Source organism: Myxococcus qinghaiensis (assembly GCF_024198215.1).
Lineage (GTDB): Bacteria > Myxococcota > Myxococcia > Myxococcales > Myxococcaceae > Myxococcus > Myxococcus qinghaiensis.
Genome location: NZ_JAKCFA010000004.1, coordinates 21,857 through 43,631, shown reverse-complemented (window position 1 = coordinate 43,631; position 21,775 = coordinate 21,857). Strand labels below are relative to the sequence as shown.

The window sequence follows — 21,775 nt, the reverse complement described above, 5'->3', positions numbered from 1 at the left end:
GATTGGCGGGCGCCGATGTGAAGGCGCTCGCCTCCCTTCCGAGGCTTGTGGTTTGCTCACCGCCCGGGGCTCTCTCTCCCGAGGAATGACTTCGAGCCATGGACTACTTCGCCCTCAAGGTTCGCAGCGACGATGGTGGACGTATCGACGAGTATCCATGCACCGGCCCGATTCTCTGGAAGTTCGCGGAAGGCCGCAGCCTGGCCAAGGACTTCCCCATGGGAGCGACGGTTTCGTTCTCGGACTCCCATCCCGAAAGACGAAGCCTGTACGACTTCCAACCCAATCTGATGAGGGCCCTGTTGGTTTCGGGTCGAGCACGCAAGCTCATCGAATCGCTGGAGGTCACCAACGCTGAATGGCTTCCCGTGGCAATCAAGGACCACAAGGGCAAAGTCATTGGCCCTGACTATGCCTTTCTCAACCTGCTGGGCGCCGAAGATGCCATCGACCTCGAGCGTTCGGTCTACAAGATGAGCAGCCTTGAGAAAGATCAACTCAGCCACATCCGGAAGCTGGTCCTCAAGCCAGACTCCATCAGTCCTCACGCAAAGATGTTTCGCTGCACCATGCAGAGGCATTTCATCCTCATCCGCGAGGACGTCCATGCCGCCTTCGTCGAGGCGGGACTGACGGGACTCAAGCTCTACAGCCTCGAAGAATGGAGAGGCCAGGAGCTCTGACCCCACTGAAGCGAGCGTGGCGGTCCCTCGGTCTACGCCACGCGGTGCGGTCCTCAGAGTTCCGTGCCGGAGGGTGTCGTCGCTGGCGGTGACGGCTTCGCCTCCTGCGGGATGCCCGTCCCCAGCGCCAACGCGGAGTCGATGGCCTCCAGCAATGGACCCGCGGGCGCGCCAGGCAGCGTCGTGCAGGCGCGTACCAGCTCTCTCTTGGTGCGCAGCCGGTCCGGGTGCGTCTTCGCCTGTCGCGCCAGGGCCTCCGGGTCCACCGGTGCCGCCAGCAGCGAGGCACAGGTGCGGAAGGTCTCCAGCCGTGAGAGGTCCTCATCCTGGAGCAGCACGGGCGAGCCATCCAACAGCAGCCCCTTGAAGCTCAAGCTCCTCGCCTCGTCGGCGCTCAGCACCAGCGTCCCATTCACAGTGGCGCGCGGCTCGGGCGGAGGGCCATTGCCACCCGCCAGGTCCACCACGCCGTCCGCGGGCTGTGGCTGGCAAGGCACCTCGCGCAGCGCCAGCATCTCATCCGCCTTGCGCGTCTCCTTCGTCTCGCCACTCCGGGTGAGCTGCACGATGCCCGCCACCAGCGCGGGCACGCCCACCGACAGCAGCACCACGCCCCACGTCGTGGCCACCTTCCGACTGGAGGCGCCGTAGTGGCCCTCGCGGTCGATGCCATCGCGGTCCGGCGAGTTGGAGAAGAGCGTGCGCCCCAGCACCAGGAATCCGCCCACGGCGGTGAGGACACCGCCCGAGCTCACCGCCCCCGCCGCGCCCGGGACGGAGCGGGTGGTGATGATGTCCTCGGCGTACTCGGCATGTTGCTCCGTGCGGCAGATGTCCGCCGTGGAGAAGCGCAGGGTGAGCTGGGGCCAGCTCACCTCCGTGCGCGCGAACGGCATGCGCTCCCCCAGCTGCGATTCCTGGAGATAGGTCCGCAGGACGGGGCCGCGCTCGGTGCGCCGCTCCATGTCCAGGGGCGTGCATCCCACCGCCAGCACCAACGCCGACGCCACCCACCGCTTCATGGCGCCTCCCCTCGGAAAAAGGCCGTCACGTCCGGACAGTCCACGACGAACTGGAACGCGTCCTCACACGAGGGCGGGCGCTCCGTCGTGGTCCCCACCTGGATGAGAGGCACCCGGCAGTCCAGGACGCGCTCCCTCGAAGGCGAGGAGAAGGTGAACTCCTCCGCGCCGCAGCCGGTCCGCTCCAGCAGGGTGGCCTCGCAGTCGAGTCCCAGGGGGAGTTGCTCGGCCACGCCGGGACAGGCCGACGTCTGGCAGAGGCGGGTGGCGACATCCCGACAGACCGCTGCGTCGGGCGCTTCAGGGCCGGAGCAGGCGGTCAGCCAGGCCACGGGCCACAAGATGAAGAGGTATCTCACGGCGCTCCCACGCTACGCACGGCGCGGTAAAAGGGCCCGCATGTCCCAGACCTATCTGTCACTCACCGTGGAGTTGCCCGAGGAAGCGTCCGAGGCCGTACAGGACCTCCTCCACGAGTCCGGTGCGCTCGGCCTCGAGGTACGAGACCGGGAGACTCCCACCATGCCCGGCGTGAAGGCACCGCAGGCGGGCGAGTCCATCATCATCGCCTACTTCGAGGACCGCGAGACGGCCGAGTCCGCCCGCGACGAAGTGTCCGAATCCCACCCCGCCGCCCGGCTCCACCTGGACGAGCAGCCCCAGCAGGACTGGAGCAACGAGTGGAAGTCGCTCATCAAGTCCGTGCACGTGGGCCGGCTGTGGGTGGGGCCGCCGTGGGACGTGGGCAACGCCCCCGCCGGAGCGGTGCGGCTGGTGATTGAGCCGAAGATGGCCTTCGGCACGGGTGACCACCCCACGACGTCGCTGTGTCTGGCGGCGGTGGACGCGTTCATGGCCGACCATCCGGGCGCCAGCGTCCTGGACGTGGGCACCGGCACGGGCGTGCTCGCCATCGCCGCGAAGAAGCTGGGCGCCGGGCGCGTCGTCGCCACGGACAACGACCCGACGTCGGTGGAGCTGGCCCAGGAGAACCTGACGGACAACGGCACGCCCGACATCGACGTGTCCGGCAAGGAGCTGACGGCGGTGGAGGGCACCTTCGACCTGGTGCTGGCCAACATCCTCGCCAACACGCTCATCGAGCTGGCGCCGCTCATCGCGCCCAAGGCGAAGAGCCACCTGGTGCTCGCGGGCGTGCTGTCGCACCAGCGCGCGGACGTGGAGGCGGCCTACCGCAACCTGGGCTTCACCGTGCTGCCCGGCGCGACGCAGGGCGAGTGGGTTCGCATCGACCTGAAGCGCTGAGGTGCTGGCCCCAGGGCTCGCGTGCGGCGACCACGCGAGCCCTGGCTCATTGCTTCGCGCCCGCACGGGCGTCACCGATTTAGCCCGGCGCTCCGCGTGTCGACGGCATGCGCCCAGTCCCTGGTACGCGTCGTTACTCGACGGTCGGGCGATTCACGAGCCGCAGCTCCTTGTCGAGCTCCACCACGGCCGAGCCAAGTCCACCACTCTGCGAGCGTGAGTACCGCACGTCATCAATCATGACGCGCCACCCCGCCTCCGTCTCGGCCACCTGATACGTGGGCAGGCGCAGCCAGTTGGCGAGTCCGCGCAGGTGCGGCGCCGCGAGCGCGGCCTGGATGACAGGGCCGGGGTTCGGCTCGCGCGGGAGCGTCGGTCCGCTGAGTTCCAGGTGCGCGTCACTGCCGCGCAGGAAGTCCGCGCGCACGAAGTGGTAGCGGTCCGGCCCCAGCGCGATGAGGTCTCTCACGAAGGGATTCGCGGGCACCGGCCCCGCGATGACTCGCTCCACCGGGTGGCCCTGTGCCTTGAGCCACTCCTGCGCACGCGGCGCGGCGACCTGGGAGCCCAGGAAGATGGCGCCCAGATAGAGCACCAGCCCCACGCCGCACACGGTGGCCACGCGCTGGGTGGACAGCACGTGTGTTCCCTTCAATCGCAACCAGAGGATGGCCGCCACGCCCACCGCCCAGAGCACCTTCGCGGGCCAGGGCACGAACGCGGGAAACATGACGAGCGCGGTGGTGGCCACGCCCAGCACCATCCACCCCGCGGCCGACTTGCGCGTGCGTGCATCCGCCATGATGACGGCCGCTCCCGCGAGCAACCACACCCACGGGTCGACGATGAACAACGCGTCCCCGTAGAACCACGTCCCGTCGAACGGCATCAGCAGCCGCACACCGTAGGTGTTGAGCCAGTCCAGCGCGGGATGACTCAGCACCGACACCGTGGACAAGAGCAACAGCGGCCCGGCGCGCGCGGGCGCCAGCTCCGGATGCCTGCGTCTTCGCACGAAGCGGTCCCACAGCAACATCAACCCCGTCAGGACGAAGGGCCAGAGCGACAGCGCGAGCACCCCGTGCGTCCAGCCTCGACGCCAGTACAGCGAGGCGTCCGAGCCCGCGAAGGTGACGACGGCATCCACGTCCGGGAGGTTGGCGCCGATGACGAGTGTCGCGGTGGCCAGGGGCGTGTAGCGCTTCAGCCCCGCCTCCGCCATCCAGGCCCCAACGAGCGAGTGAGCGAGATTGTCCATCTTCCTCCGAGGCTACTTCACTCCCTCGCGGACCTCGACACCTCGCGTCACCTTCTCTGGGCGGCACGAAATCGAGGGACGCGTTAGACAGTCGCGCGTCGAAGCACCGCCGTCCACCCGCACACCCCGGAGCCTCCCTTGGCCCTCTCGATGTACCAGGCGTCGATTCCCGTCTACATCCGTGCCCTCAACATCCTCTCCACCCTGCTCGAGAAGGGGGAACAGCACGCGAAGGAGAACGGCATCGACCCGCAGACCCTGCTCGACGCGAAGCTGGCGCCGGACATGTACAACCTCGTGGCCCAGGTGCAGCGCGCCAGCGACACCTCCAAGGCCACCGCCGAGCGACTGAGCGGCGTGCCCGCCCCGCGCATGCCGGACACCGAGAAGACCTTCGAGGAGCTGCACGCGCGCATCGCCAAGACGGTGACGTATCTGAAGACCATCGACGCCGCGGCGCTCCAGGGCAGCGAGAAGCGCACCGTCACGCTCACGGCGGGCGAGTACAAGCAAGAGTTCAAGGGTGACGACTACCTGCTCACCTTCGCCCTGCCGAACTTCTATTTCCACGTCACCACGGCCTACGACATCCTCCGCCACAGCGGCGTGCGCATCGGCAAACAGGACTTCATCGGTCCCTTCGCGCCGCGCTGAACGTCTCTTGGGCTCCGCGCGCCGAACGCGCTAGCGTCTCCGCCGCGTGGAGCCCCCACCCTCCCATCCGCCGCCGAAGCCCCCGGACGAGGTCCGCTCCCAGCTCGTGGGCCCGCTGCTCGCCTACCTGCGCGCCACGGGCAGGGACCCGACTCCCCTGGTGGAGCGCTTCGGCCTGCCCCACGACGCCGGCACCCTGCCCGAGGTCAGCCTCCCGCTCACCACCCTGCACGCCTTCCTGGACGCCGCGGAGGACTTCTCCCAGGACGCCTTCCTCGGCCTTCACGTCGCCCAGCGCGTGCCTCGCGGCAACTACGGGCTCGTCGAGTACATCGCCCGGGCCTCGCCCACGGTGCGCGACACCTTCCGCTCGCTCGCGCGGTACCTGGCGCTGCTGGAGCCCGCCTGGCTCGCGTCCTTCACCGACGACGCGGACGGCGGCGGCACCTTCGCCTACGGCATCGCCGGAGCGCCCCTCGCCTACGGACGACACGCGAGTGAGTACGGCCTCGCCCTCTTCATCCACGTCGGCCGCCAGCTCACCGAGCGCCCCTGGAAGCCTCGCGCCGTCACCTTCGCCCACCCCGCGCCGCCGGAAGTCGCTCCGCTGGTGGAGCACTTCGGCGTCACCCCGACGTTCAGCGGTGCACGCAACGCCCTCACGCTGGACGCGGCCACGCTCGACCTGCGCGTGGTGGGCGCGGACCCCGCCCTCCTCTCCGTGCTGGAACGCGCCGCCAGCGGCGTCAGCGCCCCCGTGCCCGTGTCTCCCCCGGATGCCCCCGGCTTCGTCCAGGCCGTGCGCGACACCATCCGGGCCTCGCTCCGCGACGGGGCACCTCAAGTCAGTGACGTGGCCAAGGGCCTCCACGTCAGCCCCCGCACCTTCCAGCGCCGCCTCACGGAGCTGGGCACGTCCTTCCAGGACGAGGTCGACGCGGTGCGGCGAGAGCTGGCCTTCCGGTACCTGCGCGACGCGAACCTGGGCGTCAGCCAGGTCGCCTTCCTGCTGGGCTACTCCGAGCTGAGCACCTTCGACCGCGCCTTCAAGCGGTGGACGGGGATGACGCCGCGCGTCTGGCGTGAGAGCGCCGAGCGGACTTGAATCCAGCACGGTGGGACGGGTGCGGGGCAGCCGACCCGTGGCGTCTTCGGCCAGGAGATTGGCGTGCGCCGCCAGGACACCCGCCGCGACTTCACCTAGCTTTCCACCTCCCCTGCTTCCGTCCGGAGGACGTCATGCTCAAGCCCCAGATCGCCTCCCTCTTCGATGATTACTATTCCTCGCACCAGCACCCCATCAACCGGCTGACACACAAGGTCGCCATCCCCGTCATCGTGCTGCACATCATCGCGATGCTGGACTGGGTGAAGCTGGTCGCGGTTCCCGTGCTCCCAGGCGGAGTGTTGACGCTGGGCATGGTGGCCCTGGCGCTGACGGCCATCTGGTATCTGCGCGCGGACGTGAAGCTGGGCCTCGTCGTGGTGGCGTTCATGGCGGCCTGCTTCCCGCTCGGCCGGATGATGCCCGTGTGGAGCGTGGTGGCCATCGCCGTGTTCGGCTGGCTCATCCAGTTGGCGGGCCACGCCGTCTGGGAGAAGAAGTCTCCGTCGTTCCTCACCAACCTGGTCCACGCGCTGGTGGGTCCGCTGTTCTTCGTCGCGGTCCTCTTCGGCGACTACGTCATCAAGCCCCAACCCCAGGCCGGCGCTCCGGCGCGCGCCTGAGCACGTCCGCCCCACGCCCCTCATGAGCTTCGCCGACAAGCTGCGCGTCTGGATGCCCCTGCACGAGAACCGCGCCAGCCGCGCGGTCCACTTCCTGGGCGCGTACATGTTCATCTTCGCCCTGCTCGTCCCGCTCGGGCTCGTGCGCTTCTCCGTGGGAGGCCTGGAGCTGTCCGCCGCGCACGTGCTCGCGGCCGCCGTGGCCCTCTACGCCGTCTCGCTGGAGTGGACGGCGGGCATCCTCATGAGCCTGCCGCTCATCCCCACGCTGAACGCCGCGCTGGGCGTGGGCCACCTGCCCGGCCCCACCGTCGCCATCGTCGCCATCTCCGTCATGGTGGTGCGCTTCGCGCTCGTCGTCGGCGCGCACGTCGTGCTGGAGAAGAAGACCCACGGCCTGTCCCTCGGCGGCCCGCTGCTCTTCTTCATCGAGCCCGTCTACCTGCTCACCCTCGTCCTCTTCGGGATGGGACTGAAGCGCGAGCTGCACGCGCGCGTCACCGCGGGCGGGCCTCGGCCGGCGACGCTCACGGCGTGAGGGCTCACGGGGCGGCGGGGCGAGGGCCTCCGCTGCCTCACCTCGCTACGTACCGCTGGCGATGCGCGCGGGGGGCGGCGGCGGCTCGACCGCCTCGCTCAGCACATGGCCCTGGAGCGCGTGCACCACCACCGCCTCGCGGCGCCCCCTCACGTGAGTCTCGCCCAGCCGCCGGCCGGTGAACTCTCCACCGCCTCGCAGCCAGGTGCTCTCGCTGACGAGGATGTCCACGCCGTGCACCTTGGTGAGCTCCTCCACCCGTGAGGCCAGGTTCACCGCGTCGCCGATGACGGTGTACTCGTGCTGCTCGGCGCCCCCGAGCATGCCCGCCGCCACCACGCCGGTGTGCAGTCCAATCCCGATGCGCAGCGGTGGCAGCCCCTGTGACACGCGCCTCGCGTTGAGCTCGCCCAGCTTCTCGCGCATGTCCAGCGCCGCGCGCATGGCCCGCTCCGCGTGGTCCTCGCTGGAGTCCGGCACGCCCCAGCACGCGAGCATCCCGTCCCCCAGGAACTTGTTCACGATGCCCCCTCGCGCCATCACGATGTGGGTCATCTGTCCGAAGTACTCGTCGAGCAGCTCCAGCACCTCGCGCGGCTGCAGCGTCTCGCTCAGCATGGTGAAGTCGCGGATGTCGCTGAAGAGGATGGTGACCTCGCGCTGCACCGGCTGGAGCGACGTGTCCCCCGCCTGCATCACCCGCTCCACCACCTGCTTGGGCAGGAAGCGCGACAGCCCTTCGCGGCGCCGCAGCCGGAGGAACATGCTCCCCACCTCCGCGTTCGTCCTCGCGATGAGCAGCCCGAGCGTCACGTAGCAGAAGACGACGAAGCTGGTGCTGGACCAGGTGCCATGCCCCGTCAGTGCCGCGACGAGCGCGTAGCCCCCCGAGGACAGCGTCGTGGACAGCAGCACGTGCAGCGGCGAGAAGCGCGCCACGGAGAAGACCAGCACCATGCCCATGCTCGCGCCCAGCATCCCCGCGTCGAACTGACCGGTGCGCGCCCACGCGTGCCACCCCATGAAGGCGAAGAAGCTGGTGTCCGCCACGGTGGTGGGCACGGGCAGCCACCGCGCCCGGCGCAGGTGGGGAAGCTGGCGGAGCAACACGAGCAGCGCGACGATGGAGAACAGCGCGTACAGCACGATGGCCAGCACGCGCGGGAGGTCATGCGGCGGCAAGGGCTCCCCGGTGACGTGGGCGATGCCGCCCTGGCTCAGCGACATGAGCGCCATCAACGCCAGCCGCACCCAGGCCACCCGGCGCTCGCCCCGGAGCGAGCTCTCCGCGAGCACCAGCTCTTCATTGGCGCGGCTCAGCGCGAAGCGGGCCACCGCGGTGTCCCGGTCCGGCACGAGGACCTCGTCGCTTCGGCCCATGTTGGCGAGTCCCTTTCCTTCCGATGCAAGGCCCGGGGCTCGCGCTCCCAGGCCCACCCGTCGTCGCTCCGGTGCGTCCTCCCCCACACCCGACGGGCCCGAGGACTCGCCGCGCCAGCGCGGCTCCCGCATGGTGCCTCAAGTCGGAAAGCCCAGCGAGCCCTGGCGTCGGACGCCTGCTTGCTGTTGAAGTCCCCGCCTTGACACGGGGCCGCGAAGCACCCACCTCGCCCCGCTGGAGAACACCTCGTGGTCCGCCTCTTCGCGCCCATTCCGGACCCCGCTCCCGCCGAAGTGGCGCTGACGGGGGACCGCCGCCACTACGTCGTCCATGTCCTGCGGTTGGGCGAGGGCGACGCGCTGGAGGTCTTCGACGGCAAGGGGCGCGCCTTCTCCGGCCAGGTGACGGGCGTGGACGCGGAGGCCGTGCGCGTGCGGCTGGGCGACATGCGCCTGGCCCCCGCGCGCCGCTCGGTGAGCGTGCTCCAGGGCCTGCCCAAGGGGGACAAGATGGAGTGGGTGCTCCAGAAGGGCACGGAGCTGGGCGCCGCCGCGTTCCTCCCCGTGGACACCGTGCGCAGCGTGGTGAAGCTGGAGCCGCGCCGCGCCCAGGAGCGCACCGCGCGGTGGACGAAAATCGTGGAGGAGGCCGCCCGCCAGTGCCGCCGCGACGACGTGCCCTCCGTGGACCTCCCTCGCACGCTCACCGAGGCCGCCAGGGCGCTGACCCCGGGCACCGTGGTGCTGGTGCTGGACGAAGAGGAGTCCGCCGTGCCCCTGGGCGAGGCCTTCCGCGCGGCGGGCGCGGGCACGCCGGTGGCGTTGGTGGTGGGGCCCGAGGGGGGCCTGGCGCGCGAGGAGGTGGATGCCCTGATGGCACTGGGCGCCCGCCCCGTCACGTTGGGCTCGCGCATCCTCCGCACGGAGACGGCCGCGCTCGCCGCCCTGGCGGTGATGATGCATCTCGACGGTGAGCTTGGTTAGCAAGGGAGCAGCCGAGCGCTCATTCCCCGTGGGTTCTCACCGGCCGATCTGAATTCCTACGTTTCTCCCGTCTGGGACCTCAGGGGTCCCCTCAAACAGGAGAAGGTTTCATGGGGATCATCGCATTCATCATCATCGGCCTCATCGCGGGTCTCATCGCTCGCGCCATCCTCCCCGGCAAGCAGAGCATGGGCCTGCTGGCGACGACTCTGTTGGGCATGGTGGGTTCGCTCTTGGGCGGTCTGGTCGGGTCCCTCTTCCAGCGGGATGGCCGTCTCTTCGACTTGCGTCCCTCTGGCATCATCATGTCGGTGCTAGGCGCCATCATCGTGCTCTTCATTGTCGGAGCCGTGGGACGGCGCCGCGTCCACGCCTAGCGTGAGGCGCTCCACACTTGCCGTCCCCCAGGGGACACAGTGGGCGCCTGTGTTGACGAGCCCCTGACGGTTCCTCGACCAAGGGACCTCGGGGGCTCGCCACTTTTCTTGCTCCGCGCGTGCGGACGCCTTTTCATGGCACCCGCTGTTGTCAGCCCGGAGGAGTCCGTTGTCCAAGTGCATGAAGTGCGGTGCCATGCTGCCGCCCGTCGGAGAGTGCCCCGCCTGCGCCACCGCCAAGGCGCGCCCGCCCGCGGTCCCCGCGGTGCCGAGCCTGCTGGACCGTGACCTCCGCATCGACCGCCGAGCCGCCGAGCGCGACGAGGCCCCCACGCTCAAGGACCACGACTTCGTCGCGCCCATGGCGCCGCCGTCCGTGGCACCGCTCGCCGGCCCGCTCCCGCCGCCCGTGGCGCCCCGCGCCGCGCCACCCCAGCAGCAGCCGGGCGTCAAGCGGCCCACGCCTCCGGGCATGACACCCGCCCACCGGCCCGCGCCCGCCGCCCCTCCAGGGGTCGCCACGCCTCGCGCCGCCCCGCCGGCCCCGCCCGCCGCCCAGCCCTCGTGGGCCCAGGGGGGTGGCGCCTTCGCCGCGGACCTGCCGCCTCCGCCTGCGTCGGCCCAGCCGTCCATCTCCCCCATGACGCCCGCGTACGGCACGCCTCCTCCGATGCGCGCCCAGACGGCGGCGCCCATGCCCGGTGTGGCGGCTCCCGCTCCCGGCCTGCCCCGGATGGAGTCCCCCGCGCCCGGCCTGCCCCGGATGGAGGCTCCTGCGACTCTCGCGCCCGGCCTGCCCCGGATGGAGACGGCGGCGCCGGCTCCCGGACTTCCCCGGATGGAGTCCCCCGCCGCGGCCCCCGTCAGCCTTCCTCCGATGGAGTCCGTGGACACCCTGCCCGGGCTTCCGGTGATGGCGGAGAGCGCGCCGCCTCGCGCGGAGAAGCCCCGCCCGCAGGCGGTCCGTGCTCCGGGCCAGCCGGGCGTCACCGAGGTGACCGCGCGCCCCGCGTCGCTGTGGCGCAGGCTGCTGTCGTTCTCCATCGACACGGCGGCCATCGCTGGCGTGGCGGCGCTGTACATCACCCTCGCCTCGTCGGTGACGGGGATGAAGGCGCCCACGGCCGGCCTGTCGGGCCTGGACGGCTTCGTCGCGTGGCTGCGGGCGTTGCACACCGTGCTGCTGCCGGGCTTTTTCCTGGTGCTGATCCTGGCGCTCGTGTACTGCGCCGTGGCGGCCTTCCTCTGGAACGGGCGCACACTGGGCCGGCTGCTCCTGGGACTTCGCCTGGTGGACACGCACGGACTGGCTCCCGCTCCGGGTCGGGCCATCGTGCGGGCGCTGCTCGCCAGCGTCTCCTTCGTGCTGTTCCTGGGTGGATTCTGGATGGCGCTGTTTGATCGCCGTGGACAGACGCTCCATGACAAGCTGACGTCCACCTTCGTCGTTCAACCGAGCTGACCCACCGCTTCATTGTGCCTTGCGGCCGCGGCCGTAAGATGCCGCGCCTACATGCCCGCCCGCCTCGCTCAACTCCTCGTCTCCCGCATGCTCCTTTCCCAGGAGAAGGCGGGAGAGTTGTTGCGACTCCAGCAGGCGCAGGGCGGGCACCTGGACACGGTGTTGCTGGAGCAGGGCCTGGTGAGCGAGACGGACGTGCTCGCGCTGCTCGGTGATGTCGCCGGCTTCCGGCCGGTGAACCTGGTCGACTTCGAGCCGAACGCCGAGGTCGCCTCCTTCATCCCTCCGAAAATCGCCGAGCGGCTCAGCGTGGTGCCGCTCTCGCTGGATGGGCAGACGCTGCACGTCGCCTGTGCGTATCCGGTGCCGAAGAAGGAGCTGGACGAGGTCGGCTTCCTGCTGGGCCGGCCGCTGGAGCTGTGGGTGGCCGCCGAGGTGAGGATCCGCGAGTGGATCTCCACCATCTACCGCCAGCCCCTGTCGCCGCGCTTCATCCAGCTCGTCGCCGCGCTGGACCCGGAGAAGCAGCTCCCGATTTCCCCTCCGCCACCGCCTCCGCCCGATGAGTCGTCCCTCACGGTGGAGATGGTGGAGCGACTGGCCCGCTCCGTGGCGAGGGAGCCCCTGGTCACCGAGGCCCGGCCCACGCCGAAGGAGCCGGCCCAGAGGCCGCCTCCGCCGCCTCCGCCCGAGACGACGTCCGCGCCCCAGCGGCCACCTCCGCCGCCTCCGCCCGATACGGCGTCCGCGCCACCGCCCGCCTTCGTTCGCGCGCCGCTGCGCCTGAACATGCCGGCCTCCGAGCGCCCCGCCGCGCCCGCCACCACCCAGCCGCAGCGTCCGCCCCCGCCGCCCGTCGTGACGTCGACGCCGTCGAGGCCGGACACCCGCCCGGCCCAGCCGCCCGTCGTGACGCCGACGCCGTCGAGGCCGGACACCCGCCCGGCCCAGCCGCCCGTCCTCACCGCCACGCCGCCCACGTCCCAGCCCGCGCCGCGAGTCCCCGTGGCGAGCGCGCCCGTCGCGCAGCCTCCTGTCGCGCCGCGAGTCCCCGTGGCGAGTGCGCCCGTCGCGCAGCCTCCCGTCGCGCCACCGGCCCGAGCCGCTGAGACCGCCTCCACTCGGGTCGCTCCCGAGACGACACAGGGAGCGCCCTCCGGAGGAGGGCCGCCCACCGCACAGCCCACGACACGTCCGGCCGACGTCACGCAGCTTCCATCGCGCCCCGCCGCTCCGGCGACAACGCCGCCCAACGGCGCGCAGCCTGGAGCCCGGCCCGCGACGGCGCCCACCGCTCGTCCCGCTGGAGCACAGGCAGGGGCGCCGCAGGTGTGGCCTCCGGCGTCGCCCGTGCAGCCCGGAACGGCGCCCCAGGTCTGGCCTCCGGGTCCTCCCGCGCAGCCGTCCGCCGCGGATGCGCTGCCTCCGCCCACGCTCCGCTTCGGCTCTCCGCTGTCGGGAACGCGTCCGGACGTGCCCCCTGCTGTCCCGATGCAGCCGCCGCGCTCGAATGAGCCCGCGTTCATCGTCTTCCCCAATCCGAACAAGTCGCCGCCCACTCCTGCGCCGACACGCGCGCGTCCCGCCGAGCCGGAAGCCCGGCCCGCCGCCGTGTCGCCCGCCTCGCAGGAGGTTCCGGACTGGACGCTGGCGCAGGCGCGCGCGGCGTTGAAGGAGTCCACCAAGGACCGCGACCGGCTGATGGATGTGGCGCTGCGCTTCGGCCGGCGCACGTTCGACTACGTGGCGGCATTCGCGGTGCTGCGTGGCGCGGCGGTCGGCTGGGACGGTCGTGGCGAGGGCATGACGGGCGAGGGACTGGCCCAGGTGTCCGTGCCGCTCGACGCGAGCAGCGTCTTCCGCACCGTGGCGGTGACGCGAGGCAGCTACGCGGGCCCGCTGCCTCCGGACGCGCTCACGCGGCACTACCTGGAGCTGTTCGGCCGTCAGACGCCTCGCACCGTCTTCCTGTACCCGGTGGAGGTGAAGGGCCGGCTGGTGGCCATCCTCTACGGTGACTGCGGACAGAAGCCGATGAGCCAGCGCCGGCTGTCGGACTACATCCTGTTCTGCCAGGACCTGTCCTCGGCCTTCCAGGAGCTCATCCTGTTCCGCAAGCAGCGCGTCACCGAGCCGCGCGCGCCGGAAGAGGACATCTCCATCGACGTGGACCTGCCTGTCGCGTCCGCGCCCGTCCCCGCGCCCGCCGTGGTGGCCGGATTGGGCTGGGGCCCCTTCTTCGGCCGAGGCACCTCCGGCACCATCGGCCGCGCCGCAGCGCTGCCGCCGCGCGCGCAGTCGCAGGAAGAGCGCCCGCCTCCGGACTTCGCGCCGCTGCTGCGCCGACTCACCGGCCCGGACGCCGCGCAGCGCTCCAACGCGATGGTGGAGCTGGCGCGCTCGCCCGAGGCCAGCGCCCGCGTGCTGGCGCAGCACTTCCCCGGCCCCACGGCGTGGAGCCGGCTGCCCGTCGTCGAGCTGCCCGAGGCGGACGAGCTGGGACCGATTCCCGCCGCGCTGTCGCGCCTGGGACGTCCGGCGGCGCAGGCCCTGTCGGGGCTGTTGGATTCGCAGGACGCGGACACGCGCTACTTCGCGCTGCTCACGGCGGGCAACCTGCCCTACGTGGAGCTGGTGGATGGGGTGCTGCGTGGACTGTTCGACCTGGAGCCGGACATCTCCAGCGCCGCGCGCGTGGCCGCCGCCGCGCTCAAGCAGTTGCCGCGGTTGGACTCGGCGCTGCGGGAGCTGCGTCAGGAGCTGAGCAGCAAGGACATGATGCGTCGCGCGCTGGCCGCGAGAGCGCTGGGCACGCTGCATGACCGCGAGGCCGTCGAGGGCCTCATCCAGCTCACGAGCAGCGACGACGAGATGTGCGCCCAGGCCGCGGCGGAAGCACTGCGCGAGGTGACGCGCATGCCGCTGGGCCTCAGCCCGAAGCAGTGGGCCACGTGGTGGATGGAGAACCGCAGCCGGCGCCGCGCGGACTGGCTCATCACCGCCTTGCGCCACCGTGAGCTCGACGTGCGGCTCGCCGCCATCGAGGAGCTGAGCCGCGCGCTGAACGACACGCTCGGCTACTACGCGGACGCCCCCGAGGCGGAGCGCGAGGTGGCCGCCCGTCGCTGGGAAGCCGCGGCGGTGGACCCGGCCAACGCGCGCCGGCTGGGCATGCTCTAACAGACTCGCGTCGCAAGACCCGGACAGTGAGAAGAGCCCTATCGCTCCCAATGCGACGGGGCTTCTCCGAAGGCAGCCATCAACTGCCTGAGGGCTTGCTCGATGCGAGAGCTGCTCAACTGGCCTCGCTCGCCCACTCCGCGCGGAGATTGGCGACCATCTTCAAGGCATCCGCATCCGAGGAGGACCGGGCCAGGGATTCGGCGCGTGCCAGACACGAGCGTGCGCTGTCTGCTTCACCGGATCGCCAGCGGACGCTCGCCAACGCGAGCAGCGGGAGTGGGTCGCCATCCGCGGTAGCAATGGCCTCCTCGTAGTAGAGCGCAGCCTGCGAAAGACTCCCGGCTGCCTCGCAGTGGAGTCCCGCTGTTCTCGCCAGGAGGGATGCGTTGGCTGGCCGCTCCTTGTTCGACCGGGTGCGAGCCAGCGCGGCTTCCAGGCAGGCGATGGCCTCGGCTGCCCTTCCTGCCTGGGCGAGCTCGGAGGCGGTACGAAGCGGATTCTCGTCGTTCACGATGACAGTCATTCTAGACGCGTCTGAAAACCATTCCATCCACTGGGGCCCTGCCCCCTGGGTGGAATGGCCCGCGAATTCGTACCGGGCTCTCCTGATAGCAACCCTCGCCACCGCCGCTTGCCTGAGCGTGCTCGGGTGGCTTCACGCCCTCGACGAAACCGGAATCGACTCGGAGCAAGGGCGACTGGCCGCGCAGAGCCGAGAGCGTCGTCCCGGACTATGCTGGCGCGCGTGACACCGGCACGACAGGGAACGCCATGACGAGCGGGATGTGGATCAACATCATCGCCTGTGCCGGCCAGCTCGCGCTCGCGGGCCTGGCGCTGGCGCGCGTGGGGCGGAGTCCACTGGCGCTCCCCCTGTCCCTGCTGTCCATCGCCCTCTCCACCTGGAACTTCACCGGCTTCGCCCTGGAGCGCTCGGGGGAGCCCGGCTGGAGGCTGGTGGGCTTCGCCGCCGCGCTGATGACGGTGCCCTGCACCCTGCACTTCGCCCTCGCCTTCGTGGGCAGACGGCGGCGCTCGGCCTGGGCCATGTTCGGCACCTACGCCGTCTTCGGCGCGCTGGCGATGACGATGCTCGCGGCGCTTGGCGCCCCTTCGCTGGCCGCGCGGCTCCTGACACTGCGCTTCGGCCTCTTCGTCACCGTGCTGGTCGCCCCACCCCTCAGCGCAGCCTTCGCGCTGCTCGCCCTTCACCTGCGCGGCGCACGACACCCCGATGAGCGCGCCCGGGCGGGGCTCATGGTGCTCGGGCTGACACTGCTCGTCGCCCTGCTGTTGACGGAGCTCGCGGTGGAGCTGGGCCTGCGGCAGGTGCCTCGACTGGGCACCCTGGGCACGCTGCTGGGCCTGCCCGTCATGGCCACGGCGTCACTGCGCTTCGGACTCTTCGGCAGGGACCTGGGCGAAGGGGCTCCGCGCATGGCGCTGCACGCGGCGACCCTGGCCGGCGTGGGCGTGCTGGCCTACCTCACCGTCTTCCGCCTCTTCGCCGCGCAGGTGGGCGCCCTCGTCGTCTTCACCACGGCCATCACCTTCGCGCTGCTCGCGGCCACGCGCCGAGGCGTCACCGCGTACGTCACCCGCAGCGAGCGCATGGAGCGCCTGGCCACGCTGGGCCGCTTCTCCGCGCAGATGGCGCATGACTTGAAGAACCCCATCGCCGCGCTCAAGGGCGCCGCGCAGTACCTCAAGGAAGAGCACATCCGGGGCCGAGCCTCGGACACCCACGGCGAGTTCCTGGACCTGATGTTGGAGCAGGTGGAGCGCCTTGGCCGGGTGGTGGACACCTACCAGCGGCTCGCACGCGTGGAGCCCCTCCCCCGCCCCGTGGACCTGGGACGACTGGTGGAAGGTGTCCTGTCCCTCCAGTCCTTCGCGAGCCCGGGCCAGGTCTCCATCGTCCGCGCGCTGGAGCCCGGCCTGCCTCCCTGTTCGGGGGACGCCGACCTGCTGGCCAACGCGGTGGAGAACCTGGTGCGCAACGGCGTGGAGGCCATGCCCGGGGGCGGCACCCTCACGGTGCGCACCCTGCGGGACGGGCTGGCCGTGGCGGTGGAGGTGGAGGACACCGGTGAGGGCATGGACGCGCGGACGCGAGAGCGCGCCTTCGACGACTTCTTCACCACCAAGGCCGCGGGCAGCGGGCTGGGGCTGGCCTTCGTGAGGCGGGTGGTGGAGGCACACGGAGGCACGGTGAGTCTGACAAGCCGAGAGGGGCACGGTACGGTGGTGCGCCTGAGCCTGCCGGAGGACGTCCGACGGGTCGGGAGTGGGTCTGAAGGAGAAGCCGCGTGAGCGAGTCGTTGAAGGGGACCGTGCTGCTGGTGGACGACGACCCGGCGGTGGCCAAGGTGCTGGGCGCGTTGCTGTCCCAGGCGGGGCTGACGACGCACGCGGCGCGTGATGGGAAGGAAGCGCTCGCGATGCTGGAGCGCAAGCCCGTGGACGTCGTCGTCAGCGACGTGCGCATGCCAGGCATGGACGGGATGCAGCTCCTGACCGAGGTGGCTCGGGGCTGGCCCGACGTCCCCGTCATCCTGCTCACCGCGCATGGCACCGTGCCGCTGGCAGTGGAGGCGATGAAGGCGGGCGCGGCCGACTTCGTGCTCAAGCCCTTCGACCGGGAGGAGATTCTCTTCACCATCCGCAAGGCGCTCCTGCGCGCGCAGGGAGAGGCGGCGAACGAGCCGCTGCGCACGCCGAGCGCCTTCGTCGGTGGCAGCCGGAAGATGGCGGAGGCCCAGGCGCTGCTGGCGAAGGCGGCCACGGGCATGGCCACCGTGCTGCTGCGCGGCGAGTCCGGCACGGGCAAGGAGCTGGCGGCGAAGGCGGTGCACGACGGCAGTCCGCGCCACGCGGGTCCCTTCGTGAAGCTGCACTGCGCCGCGCTCCCGGACACGCTGCTGGAGAGCGAGCTGTTCGGCTACGAGAAGGGCGCGTTCACCGGCGCTGCCACGCGCAAGCCCGGCCGGGTGGAGCTGGCCCATGGCGGCACGCTGTTCCTGGACGAAGTGGGAGACATCTCCCCCGCCGTGCAGGTGAAGCTGCTGCGAGTCATCCAGGAGCGCGAGCTGGAGCGGCTGGGCGGCACGCAGACGGTGAAGGTGGACGTCCGCTTCGTGGCCGCCACGCACCAGCCGCTCGAAGACCTGGTGAAGGCGGGGCGCTTCCGCGAGGACCTCTTCTACCGCCTCAACGTGGTGCCCCTGTGGCTGCCCGCCCTGCGCGAGCGGCCCGAGGATATCGAGCCCCTGGCGCGCCACTTCCTGGACGTCCACGCGAGGACGAATGGGAAGCCGCCCTTCACGCTCACCGCCGACGGGCTCGCGGTGATTCAGGCCCAGCCCTGGCCGGGCAACGTGCGCCAGCTCCAGAACTTCCTGGAGCGACTGGTGGTGCTCTCGGACGGCCAGACGCTGACGGGCGAGGACGTCTCACGCGAGCTGGCCCGCCAGCCCGGCCTCACCGCCCCCGTCCTCACACCACCCCAGGGCACCACGGCCGGGCCCTCGGCGGCGAGCGCGCAGCCCGCGGGAACCGACTCCAGCCGCACGCTGGAGTCCCAGCGCAAGGACACCGAGCGACAGGCCCTCGTCGATGCCTTGCAGCGCGCGGGAGACAACCGCACGCTGGCGGCGCGGCTGCTCGGCATCAGCCGCCGGACGCTCTACAACAAGCTGGAGGAGCACGGCCTGGTGTAGCCGTGGCTCACGCCGCGCCCGCTCCTGGAATGGCGGACTCGTGCAGGGCATCCAGCTCCTCGTGGAAGGCCTGGATGAGCACATGCGGGTCGGGCACGCGGAGGACATCCGAGGCCACGCCCACCGTCACCTGCCCCGCGTAGCTGAAGAGGCTCACGCCCAACCCGAGGTGCCCCGCCTGCGGCACCCAGAACGTCAGCTCTCGCAGCGTCACGCCCGCCAGGGACACCGGCTGCCGGGGGCCGGGCACGTTCGTCGCCACCAGCGAGGCCTTCATGCCGAAGGCATCCACCACCGCGCGCTCCACCGGGGCTGGCGTGTACCCCAGCAACCCCAGCGCGCCGAACGTCACCACCGCCTCCGGGGACTTCTTCACCAGGCCCATGCGCCGCGACAGCTCCGCCAGCCGGCGTCGGGGCTCTTCGATGTGCACGGGCAGGCGCAGGAACACCAGGCCGAAGCGGTTGCCCAGGTCGCGAGGGATGGGCTCATCCAGGGGCCGCAGGTTCACCGGAACGAGCGCATGCAGGTCCTCGGGAGGGACGTTCCGGGACGCCAGGTAGCGCCGCAGCGCGCCCGTCAGCACCGCCAGCAGCACGTCGTTCACCGTGCCCCCCAGCGCGCGGCCCAGGACCTTCACGCGCTCCAGGGGAATGGGCGAGGACCACGCCGCGCGCTTCTGCGTCCCCAGCGGCCCTCGCAGCGGCGTGCGCGGGTCCGGTGAAATCACCATCAGCTTGCCGAGCGCCGCCGCGCTGAGCGCCCCCTGCCGCACCAGGTCTCCTGCCAGGATGGGCTCCGCCGCCAGCTCCGCGCCCTTGCGCAGCACCGTCCGCGCCGTGCCCGCCACCGCGCGCGCTCCACGCATCCACCGCGCAAGCCCGCTCGATGGCGTCCGCGTGCGCTCATGTGGAGCCTCGGCATCCATCGCCTCGCCATCCGTGAGCGACAGCAGCAGGCGCGCCAGGGCGATGCCGTCGGAGATGCAGTGGTGCAGCCGCGCCAGCAGGATGTCTCCGCCCTGCGCGCCCTCGAGCACGTGGAACTGCCACAAGGGACGCGAGCGGTCCAACGGCGTGCTCATCCACTCGCTCACCAGCGCCTCTTGCGCGGCGCGGTCGCCAGGCGCGGGGACGGGGAGGCGCAGCAGGTGCGCATCCATGTCGAAGTCGGGCGACTCCTCCCACTGCGGAGCGCCCAGCCGTCCCAGCACCACGCGCTGCCGGAAGCGCGGGTAGCGGTCCACCAGACGCGTGCGGGTGTGGTCGCGCAGCCGCTCGAAGTCCAGCCGCCCCTCGAAGAAGAGCACGGCCGTAATCATCATCAGATTCGCGGGCTCCTCCATGTGGAACCACAGCGCATCGACGCTCGCCATCCGCTCGTGTGTCGCCATCGCGTGCCGCCCCTCGCGCTCAGACCGTGCCCCGTCCGGGACGCGTCATGATGGCGCAGGATGCCTCCGAGTGGCGCGCGGACTTTCAGGGCCTGACTTCGGGAGCCGGCGTCCCCTCGCCCGCCTGGGAGCCGCGCTACGGAGGAGGCCCCTCTTCACGCTCGAACTGGAAGGTCTGCTTCGTCGCGTCGTCCAGCGTCAGCGTGAGCGCGCCCTCCTCGAAGTCCCACCGGTAGGAGCCGCCCTTGAACTTCACCTTCGAGCGCGACAGGGGGATGACGCGTTTCGCACCGCAAACGGGGCCCACGGCCTGACCGTCCTTGGCGAGCAGCTTCACGTGGTGCTCCCCCAGCGGCTCCACCTGGCCCCAGGCACGGACGACCAGCCCGTTGCCCTGTCCCAGCGTCGCGTCCTTCAGCGCGGTTCGCAGGACGAAACACCCCGAGGAGGTGATTCGCAGCGTGCGCGCATAGTCCGCGCGAGGCTGGGGCTCGATGCGCGTGAAGCCTCCGTCGGTGACTTCGGGCAGGCTGGCGGCCGTCAGTCGCCACTCGCCCACCAGCTTGTCGGGCACGGTCTTCGTCGAAGAGGACTGGCCCTGACACGGGTCCTTCATCTCCTTCTCCGGACTCGGCGGCGCGGGCTCGAAGGCCTTCTGGCACGTGGCGCCGCACGTGCGCGCGGAGCACTGGGTGTCGTCCGGCGCGCAGCCCGCCTTCAAGGTGCAGGCCTTGAGTCTGTCCAAGGACTGCTCGCAGCCCTCGCGCAGACACCGGTCCACGCACTCCGGCTCGATGCACTCGGCCACGCACACCCAGTTGGCGCTGCCGCAGACACCCGCCACGGTGCGAGGAGGCCCGGAGGCCTCCTGTGCCAGCGCGGAGAAGGAGAAGCCCACCACAACCGCCAGGAAGAAGGACCCACGAGAGGAGCGCATGCCGTGGGGCAAACTAGGCACGGCCCCTCCGGGGCGAAGCCCTGGCGTCGGGTGGGATGTCCACCCCCGAGCACTGCCTGCCTGGGCCCTCAGCAGAAGTGCCAGCGCCAGGTGCCCACATCCGCGGGGTCCGCCATCTCCAGCTCGAAGGCGAGTGTCTCGTAGCGAGCGAACTCGCGCGAGTCCACGCGCAGGAGCGTCATGCCCGCGTGGTTCTGTCCGCGCAGCGGCGACACCGTGAAGGACAGCTCCGCGTCGAAGGCCACCTTGTAGAAGAGGCAGAAGCCGTCCACGCGCCCCTCCTCCATCACCGGCCGCTCGAAGCGCACGCGGTGCGGCAGCCCATCCGCCGCCATCGTCTCCAGGTCGAAGGCGAAGGCGGGCTCCGGGTCGCACAGCAGGTGGTCCACCTCGTACGAGCGCACCACGCGCGTGAAGTACGACGGGTTCATCGCCTCGCGCAGCGTCTGGAGGCAGCTGTAGTCCACGCTGGGGAAGCGCTGACTCCAGATGAAGGGGATGCACGCCTCGTCGCGAAGCTGCACCGGCTCCACGAAGACCTCGAAGCGGTTGGGGAGGATGCGCCCGCCGGGCCGCAGCACCCGGGAGCGCAAGTCCAACATCCTGGGCACCAGCCCCGCGTCGAAGAGGGCCTCGCCCAGCAGGTCGTGCAGCAGCACGTCCACCTTCTCCGGGGCCTGGAAGTTCCACGGGTGCGAGCGCACGAAGTCGATGTTCTCCAACCCGTTGCGCCGCGCCACCCACTGCGCGGTGTCCAGGAGCCGCGAGCCGTCCACCGCGTACAGCCGCCGGGGATGTCGGCTCGCCGCCAGGAAGGTGCGCAGCCCCGTCCCGGTGCACACGTCCATCACCGCCTGCCCGGGCTTCACGTAGCGCTCGCACGCCTTCTGCCACGCCAGCACCCGCGCCGGGTCCGCCAGCACCGAGTCCTGCGGCGCGGGGCTCGACAACGACAGGCTGTCCGGCACCATGTTGCGCAACGGCAATTGGGACATGAGCGGCAGGTGGCTCAAACGAGAACGAAGGTCCATCAACGCCTGCCGCGGCAGGTCGAGCAGATTGGGCATGACACCCCCCAAGACGTGAAGTCGAAGCCCCTGTTTCCGAGCAGCGCCCCGAAGCCGGGATTCCCAACCATGCTTGAAAGGCAGGCCCCAGCCCATCCAGCGT

Annotated in this window: 20 protein-coding genes; 12 read left to right on the top strand and 8 right to left on the bottom strand. The window is 71.0% G+C overall.

Going from position 1 to position 21,775, the window contains the following annotated elements; all coding sequences use genetic code 11:
- Nucleotides 1–98 precede the first annotated feature (98 nt).
- Complete coding sequence (locus tag LZ199_RS07805) at nucleotides 99–683, top strand: Imm43 family immunity protein (RefSeq protein ID WP_253993021.1); 585 nt, start codon at nucleotides 99–101, stop codon at nucleotides 681–683.
- A gap of 53 nt (nucleotides 684–736) precedes the next feature.
- Here the strand turns inward: LZ199_RS07805 and LZ199_RS07800 are convergent, their stop codons facing one another.
- Nucleotides 737–1,705: a hypothetical protein gene (locus LZ199_RS07800; RefSeq protein ID WP_253993020.1), complete on the bottom strand. Its 969-nt coding sequence runs from the start codon at nucleotides 1,703–1,705 to the stop codon at nucleotides 737–739.
- Entirely contained in the window at nucleotides 1,702–2,064 is a 363-nt protein-coding gene (locus tag LZ199_RS07795) for a hypothetical protein (RefSeq protein WP_253993019.1), read from the bottom strand. Before LZ199_RS07795 ends, LZ199_RS07800 begins: the two co-directional genes overlap by 4 nt.
- Before the next feature lie 40 nt (nucleotides 2,065–2,104).
- Here LZ199_RS07795 and prmA point away from each other — a divergent pair, with 40 nt between their 5' ends.
- Entirely contained in the window at nucleotides 2,105–2,971 is an 867-nt protein-coding gene (prmA, locus tag LZ199_RS07790) for a 50S ribosomal protein L11 methyltransferase (protein WP_253993018.1), read from the top strand.
- 133 nt (nucleotides 2,972–3,104) lie between these two features.
- Here prmA and LZ199_RS07785 read toward each other — a convergent pair whose 3' ends face one another.
- Nucleotides 3,105–4,229, bottom strand: coding sequence for a metal-dependent hydrolase (locus LZ199_RS07785; RefSeq protein WP_253993017.1), 1,125 nt, complete (start codon nucleotides 4,227–4,229; stop codon nucleotides 3,105–3,107).
- A gap of 138 nt (nucleotides 4,230–4,367) precedes the next feature.
- Between LZ199_RS07785 and LZ199_RS07780 the strand changes: the two genes are divergently transcribed.
- The 4 genes from LZ199_RS07780 (at nucleotide 4,368) to LZ199_RS07765 (ending at nucleotide 7,149) form a co-directional block, all read left to right on the top strand.
- Nucleotides 4,368–4,883, top strand: coding sequence for a DUF1993 domain-containing protein (locus tag LZ199_RS07780; protein WP_253993016.1), 516 nt, complete (start codon nucleotides 4,368–4,370; stop codon nucleotides 4,881–4,883).
- A 46-nt stretch (nucleotides 4,884–4,929) separates the two neighbouring features.
- Nucleotides 4,930–5,988: an AraC family transcriptional regulator gene (locus LZ199_RS07775; protein WP_253993015.1), complete on the top strand. Its 1,059-nt coding sequence runs from the start codon at nucleotides 4,930–4,932 to the stop codon at nucleotides 5,986–5,988.
- A gap of 134 nt (nucleotides 5,989–6,122) precedes the next feature.
- Nucleotides 6,123–6,611 (top strand): Mpo1 family 2-hydroxy fatty acid dioxygenase, encoded by a 489-nt coding sequence (locus LZ199_RS07770; RefSeq protein WP_253993014.1) that lies wholly within the window; start codon nucleotides 6,123–6,125, stop codon nucleotides 6,609–6,611.
- A gap of 22 nt (nucleotides 6,612–6,633) precedes the next feature.
- The gene (locus tag LZ199_RS07765; protein WP_253993013.1) at nucleotides 6,634–7,149 is read left to right on the top strand and encodes an Mpo1-like protein; all 516 of its coding nucleotides are present in this window, start codon (nucleotides 6,634–6,636) and stop codon (nucleotides 7,147–7,149) included.
- A 45-nt stretch (nucleotides 7,150–7,194) separates the two neighbouring features.
- Here LZ199_RS07765 and LZ199_RS07760 read toward each other — a convergent pair whose 3' ends face one another.
- Nucleotides 7,195–8,529 (bottom strand): adenylate/guanylate cyclase domain-containing protein, encoded by a 1,335-nt coding sequence (locus LZ199_RS07760; protein WP_253993012.1) that lies wholly within the window; start codon nucleotides 8,527–8,529, stop codon nucleotides 7,195–7,197.
- Between the two features lie 249 nt (nucleotides 8,530–8,778).
- Between LZ199_RS07760 and LZ199_RS07755 the strand changes: the two genes are divergently transcribed.
- The 4 genes from LZ199_RS07755 to LZ199_RS07740 all read left to right on the top strand — a co-directional run bounded on the left by LZ199_RS07755 (nucleotide 8,779) and on the right by LZ199_RS07740 (nucleotide 14,532).
- Nucleotides 8,779–9,513: a 16S rRNA (uracil(1498)-N(3))-methyltransferase gene (locus LZ199_RS07755; RefSeq protein WP_253993011.1), complete on the top strand. Its 735-nt coding sequence runs from the start codon at nucleotides 8,779–8,781 to the stop codon at nucleotides 9,511–9,513.
- A 110-nt stretch (nucleotides 9,514–9,623) separates the two neighbouring features.
- The gene (locus tag LZ199_RS07750) at nucleotides 9,624–9,890 is read left to right on the top strand and encodes a GlsB/YeaQ/YmgE family stress response membrane protein (protein WP_253993010.1); all 267 of its coding nucleotides are present in this window, start codon (nucleotides 9,624–9,626) and stop codon (nucleotides 9,888–9,890) included.
- Nucleotides 9,891–10,086: 196 nt separating this feature from the next.
- Entirely contained in the window at nucleotides 10,087–11,352 is a 1,266-nt protein-coding gene (locus LZ199_RS07745) for an RDD family protein (protein WP_253993009.1), read from the top strand.
- Between the two features lie 51 nt (nucleotides 11,353–11,403).
- Nucleotides 11,404–14,532, top strand: a complete 3,129-nt coding sequence (locus tag LZ199_RS07740; protein ID WP_253993008.1) for a GspE/PulE/PilB domain-containing protein — start codon at nucleotides 11,404–11,406, stop codon at nucleotides 14,530–14,532.
- A 115-nt stretch (nucleotides 14,533–14,647) separates the two neighbouring features.
- On the opposite strand, the gene LZ199_RS07735 is transcribed toward LZ199_RS07740, so the two are convergent.
- The gene (locus tag LZ199_RS07735; RefSeq protein WP_253993007.1) at nucleotides 14,648–15,058 is read right to left on the bottom strand and encodes a tetratricopeptide repeat protein; all 411 of its coding nucleotides are present in this window, start codon (nucleotides 15,056–15,058) and stop codon (nucleotides 14,648–14,650) included.
- Nucleotides 15,059–15,306: 248 nt separating this feature from the next.
- Between LZ199_RS07735 and LZ199_RS07730 the strand changes: the two genes are divergently transcribed.
- The gene (locus tag LZ199_RS07730) at nucleotides 15,307–16,848 is read left to right on the top strand and encodes a two-component system sensor histidine kinase NtrB (protein ID WP_253993006.1); all 1,542 of its coding nucleotides are present in this window, start codon (nucleotides 15,307–15,309) and stop codon (nucleotides 16,846–16,848) included.
- The gene (locus tag LZ199_RS07725) at nucleotides 16,845–18,254 is read left to right on the top strand and encodes a sigma-54-dependent transcriptional regulator (protein WP_253993005.1); all 1,410 of its coding nucleotides are present in this window, start codon (nucleotides 16,845–16,847) and stop codon (nucleotides 18,252–18,254) included. Before LZ199_RS07730 ends, LZ199_RS07725 begins: the two co-directional genes overlap by 4 nt.
- Before the next feature lie 7 nt (nucleotides 18,255–18,261).
- Here the strand turns inward: LZ199_RS07725 and LZ199_RS07720 are convergent, their stop codons facing one another.
- The 3 genes from LZ199_RS07720 to LZ199_RS07710 all read right to left on the bottom strand — a co-directional run bounded on the left by LZ199_RS07720 (nucleotide 18,262) and on the right by LZ199_RS07710 (nucleotide 21,672).
- Nucleotides 18,262–19,647 (bottom strand): WS/DGAT/MGAT family O-acyltransferase, encoded by a 1,386-nt coding sequence (locus LZ199_RS07720; RefSeq protein ID WP_253993004.1) that lies wholly within the window; start codon nucleotides 19,645–19,647, stop codon nucleotides 18,262–18,264.
- Nucleotides 19,648–19,783: 136 nt separating this feature from the next.
- Entirely contained in the window at nucleotides 19,784–20,605 is an 822-nt protein-coding gene (locus tag LZ199_RS07715) for a hypothetical protein (RefSeq protein WP_323389349.1), read from the bottom strand.
- Nucleotides 20,606–20,673: 68 nt separating this feature from the next.
- A complete protein-coding gene (locus LZ199_RS07710) occupies nucleotides 20,674–21,672 on the bottom strand; it encodes a methyltransferase domain-containing protein (RefSeq protein ID WP_253993003.1) in 999 nt (332 codons plus the stop codon).
- Nucleotides 21,673–21,775 lie beyond the last annotated feature (103 nt).